Genomic DNA, 4,322 nt, shown 5'->3' on the forward strand with positions numbered 1-4,322 from the left:
GGCCGCCGCCGCGCTGCGGCGCCGCCGGCTGGAGGCCGAGGCCGAGCGCGCCCGCCCGCTGGAGGCCGTCGACCGGATGCGCACCGCCCTGCTCAGCGCGGTCAGCCACGACCTGCGCACCCCGCTGTCGTCGGCCAAGGCCGCCGTCGAGAGCCTGCGCAACACCGAGATCGACTGGACCGAGGAGGAGCGCGCCGAACTCGCCGACACCGCGGGGGAGTCCCTCGACCGGCTGGACCGGCTCGTCGCCAACCTCCTCGACATGAGCCGGCTGCAGGCGGGCGTCCTCGGCATGGCCGCCCGCCCCCTCGCGCTCGACGAGGTCGTCCCGCGCGCCCTGGACGAGATCGGCGCCGCCGCCGAGCACGTCGGCGTCGCGATCCCCGGCGACCTGCCCGAGGCCGAGGCGGACCCGGCGCTGCTGGAGCGGGTGCTGGTCAACCTGATCTCCAACGCGCTGCGCTACCACCCGCCGGGCCCGCCCGTCCTGATCACGGCGGGGGCGCTGCGCGACCGCGTCGAGCTGCGGATCGCCGACCGCGGCCCCGGCATCCCGGCCGCCGACCGGGACCGCGTGTTCCAGCCGTTCCAGCGGCTGGACGACCGCGACAACCACGCCGGCGTCGGGCTCGGCCTCGCCCTCGCGCGCGGCCTCACCGAGGCGATGGGCGGGGAGCTGATCCCCGAGGACACCCCGGGCGGCGGGCTGACGATGATCGTCGTCCTGCCCGTCCGGGAGAAGGGAACGCCATGACGCGCGTGCTGGTGGTCGACGACGAACCGCAGATCCTGCGGGCGCTGCGCATCAACCTGCGCGCCCGCCGCTACGAGGTGGAGACCGCCGCGGACGGCACCACCGCGCTGCGCCGCGCCGCCGACTGGCACCCCGACCTGATCGTCCTGGACCTCGGGCTCCCCGACATCGAGGGCCTGGAGGTGATCCACGGGCTGCGCGGCTGGACCCGCACCCCGATCATCGTGCTGTCCGGCCGCGCGGGCAGCCGGGACAAGGTCGAGGCGCTGGAGGCGGGCGCCGACGACTACGTCACCAAGCCGTTCACCATCGAGGAGCTGATCGCCCGGATCCGCGCCGTCGGCCGCCGCGCCGCGCCCGGGGAGGACGCGCCCGTCGCCGCCGTCGGCGCGCACACCGTCGACCTCGCCGCCAAGACCATCACCGCGGCCGACGGCGCCGCCGTCCGGCTCACCCCGACCGAATGGCACCTGCTGGAGATCCTGCTGCGCAACCCCGGCAGGCTCATCAGCCAGGGCCAGCTGCTCACCGAGGTGTGGGGCCCGTCGTACACCCGCGAGACGCACTACCTGCGGCAGTACATGGCCCAGCTGCGCCGCAAGCTGGAGCCCGATCCGACCCGTCCCCGCCACCTGCTCACCGAACCCGGCATGGGGTACCGCTACCAACCGTGACCCGCCGCCGCGTCCGGCCGTCCCCGGGCCCGGAAATCCCGCCGTATCCAGGGATTTCGGCGGTCACGCTGGGCTAGCCTGAGCGCACGAAAGCCGCAATGGAGGCAGGGCGCATGAATCGCAGCGAGTTGGTCAAGGCCGTGGCGGAGCGGGCGGGCGGCGAGGAGGTGGTCGCGCGCCGGCACGTCGACGCCCTGTTCGAGGCGGTGATGGAGGCGGTGTCCGCCGGGGAGCGCGTCGTCGTCACCGGTTTCGGGGCGTTCGACCGCTCCTCCCGCCCGGCGCGCAGCGCCCGCAACCCGCGCACCGGGGCGCCCGTGGAGGTGCCCGCCGCGCTCGTCCCGACGTTCCGGTTCGGGCAGACCTTCCGCAACCGCGTCGCCCAGAGCGCCGACGCCGCGCCGGCCGAGGCCGTGTTCACCGAGACCGTGCTCACCGAGGCCGTGCCTGCCGACGCGGCGACGGCCGACGCGGCGCCCGCCGACGGCGCCGCCGTCCGGACGAAGAAGCCCAAGAAGGGCAAGAAGGCCGCCGCCAAGAAGGCCCTGGACAAGGCGCCGGAGAAGGCGCCGAAGAAGGGCAAGAAGGCGGCCGCGGCCGACTCCGCGCCGAAGAAGAAGAGCGGAAAGGCCAAGGCGAGGGCCAAGAGCGGGAAGTAGGCGCCCTCCCGTCACACCATGTACTGGTCGTGGCGGTGGTAGAGCTCCGTCCATTCCTCGTCGCTGAGCTCGCGGCCGGTCGCGGCGATCTCGGCGAGTTCCTCGAAGTACCCCTCGCGCGGCGCGCCCGGCGTGAAGAGCAGGAGCATCGAGGCCGGCTCGCCCGACTCGTTGCGGAAGCCGTGCACGCCGCCTTCGGGGACGAACAGGAAGTCGCCCGGCGCGGTGTCTCGCCAGCCCGTCCCGTCGTGCAGCCGGACGGTCCCGGACAGGATGTAGAACGACTCGGTCATCGTGCGGTGGAAGTGCGGGTCCGGGCCCGACGGCCGGGGACCCATCTCCCACCGGTACAGCCCGAACGCCCCGCCGGTGGAACCGCCCGTGCCGAGGTAGTGCACCCGCGTCCCGGTGGGGACGCCCTGCGCGTCGAGCGGCCCCATGCGGAGGTCCGGCGGGGCGTCGCCGGGCCGCAGCGTCGCGCTGACCTCACCGGCGTCGCCGAGATAGCGGGGCTCGGGGTAGGACATCGGCGCTCCTGTTCCTCGCGCGGTGGACGGCGTGCCACGACCCTAGCCGAAAAGGATCATGGTCCGGCCGGGCAACCATCGGGGCGGGCCGGCCGGTAGATGTCGGAGGAGGATCTACCTGGAGGTCGGATGCGGGAGCGACCGGACTACGCGGCGTACGTGACGGAGCGGTCGCCGCGGCTGCTCAGAACGGCCTATCTGCTGTGCCGCGACTGGGCGCAGGCGGAGGACCTGCTGCAGACGGCCCTGGTCAAGGCGTGGCGGGCGTGGCGGCGGGTCGGGGACAACCCCGATCCGTACGTGTACCGGATCCTCGTCAACACGCACGCGTCGTGGGCGAAGCGGCGCTGGCGCGGCGAGCGGCCCACGGAGCGGCCGCCGGACGGGCCCGACCCGGCCGACGGCATCGGCGCCGCCGAGGACAAGGCCGTGCTCTGGGCCGCGCTCGGCCGGCTCCCGCAGCGGCAGCGCGCCACGGTGGTGCTGCGCTTCTTCGAGGACCTGTCCGAGCCGCAGGTCGCCGCGATCCTCGGCTGCTCGGTCGGGACCGTGAAGAGCCAGACCAGCAAGGCCCTCGCCAAGCTCCGCATCGATCCGGGCATCCTGGCCGCCGCGCCGCGGGGAGGGGAGTGACATGGCCTACGAACTGAAGGACCTGACGGAGGTCATGGAGGCCGAGAGCGCCGGCGGCGTCCCCTCGCCGGACCTGCTGGACGGCGTCCGCCGCCGCGTCCGGCGCGGCGACCGGCGCCGCGCCGCCGCCGGGGCCCTCGGCGTGCTGCTGGTGGCCGGGGCGGTCTTCGGGGCCGTCCAGCGGCAGGACGGCCCCGGTCCGCACGAGCGGCAGGTGCTGTCGCCGACGATGGAGGGCGTGACCAACGGCGCCTTCCCGAAGAGCCGCTCGGTGGAGGGGCTCAAGCCGGTGAAGGAGGTGCGGTTCTCCGAGTTCGGGCGGATGGCGCGGGTCACCTTCACCCCGACCGGCCCCTTCACCATGTACACGGCCCGCTGCGAGCGCGACGCCACGTGGTACGACGTGACGCGCGCGGAGACGGCGAGCAGCGCCTGCGGCGGCGAGATCTACCTGTCCACCAAGCCGGGCGTCCCGGTCACCGTCGAGACGACGGCCCTGCCGGTACCGATGGCGAAGGATCTGGGCGACGCGCCCACGCCCGCCTCCCTCGCCCGGTTCCTGGCCGCGCACGACCCGGTGCCGGGCGCCTGGAGCCTGCGGGCTTACAGCGGGCCGTGCGCGTCCGACACCTGCAGGATGATGAAGGACCCGTCCTCCGCCTCCCCGCCCGCGCAGCCGCCGCTGACGGGGCTGAAGGAACTGGGCCGGGCGGCCGGCATCGCCGACGGCATCAGCCGTACGGTGCCGCTCAAGGAACGCGGCAAGACGCTGCGGCTGCGGGTGACGTGCCTGGACGGCGCGGCGACCGCCGTGATGCGGATCGCCGGGCGTGAGAAGGCCGTCGACTGCGAGATCGGCGAGTCCCAGGGCGTCGTCTGGGACCAGGACGCGGGGACCGGCACGGACGGGATCGGGATCGCCGTGCTGCCGGCGGCGGCGGGCGCGGCGAGCGGCATCGGCGGCGCGCCGCTGGCGGCGGCGATGAAGGGTGTGGAACCGGTCGGGAGGTGGACGCTGGAGGTCTACGCCCGCTGAGGGCGGGGCCGGGGGGCGGTGGCGGCGGGGAGGGGGTCC

6 protein-coding genes are annotated in these 4,322 nt (G+C 74.8%); 5 read left to right on the forward strand and 1 reads right to left on the reverse strand.

The annotated features are described in order from the left end of the window. From ABZ914_RS47480 to ABZ914_RS47490, 3 genes are all read left to right on the forward strand, one after another. Positions 1–754: sensor histidine kinase (locus ABZ914_RS47480; RefSeq protein ID WP_500201215.1), on the forward strand; the 754-nt coding region annotated here is incomplete at its 5' end. Continuing rightward, positions 751–1,428 carry a response regulator gene (locus ABZ914_RS47485; protein WP_387027127.1) on the forward strand — a complete coding sequence of 226 codons (678 nt, stop codon included), beginning with the start codon at positions 751–753 and terminating at the stop codon, positions 1,426–1,428. The genes ABZ914_RS47480 and ABZ914_RS47485, both read left to right, overlap by 4 nt. 113 nt (positions 1,429–1,541) lie before the next feature. Next, positions 1,542–2,087, forward strand: coding sequence for an HU family DNA-binding protein (locus tag ABZ914_RS47490; protein ID WP_500201216.1), 546 nt, complete (start codon positions 1,542–1,544; stop codon positions 2,085–2,087). A gap of 11 nt (positions 2,088–2,098) precedes the next feature. Here the strand turns inward: ABZ914_RS47490 and ABZ914_RS47495 are convergent, their stop codons facing one another. After that, a complete protein-coding gene (locus ABZ914_RS47495; protein ID WP_500201217.1) occupies positions 2,099–2,614 on the reverse strand; it encodes a cupin domain-containing protein in 516 nt (171 codons plus the stop codon). A 129-nt stretch (positions 2,615–2,743) separates the two neighbouring features. On the opposite strand from ABZ914_RS47495, the gene ABZ914_RS47500 reads away from it, so the two are divergent. After that, the gene (locus tag ABZ914_RS47500; RefSeq protein WP_500201218.1) at positions 2,744–3,247 is read left to right on the forward strand and encodes a SigE family RNA polymerase sigma factor; all 504 of its coding nucleotides are present in this window, start codon (positions 2,744–2,746) and stop codon (positions 3,245–3,247) included. A gap of 1 nt (position 3,248) precedes the next feature. Further along, the gene (locus ABZ914_RS47505; RefSeq protein WP_500201219.1) at positions 3,249–4,283 is read left to right on the forward strand and encodes a hypothetical protein; all 1,035 of its coding nucleotides are present in this window, start codon (positions 3,249–3,251) and stop codon (positions 4,281–4,283) included. Positions 4,284–4,322: the final 39 nt, after the last annotated feature.

The organism is Spirillospora sp. NPDC046719, from assembly GCF_040645715.1.
Taxonomy (GTDB): Bacteria; Actinomycetota; Actinomycetes; order Streptosporangiales; family Streptosporangiaceae; genus Spirillospora.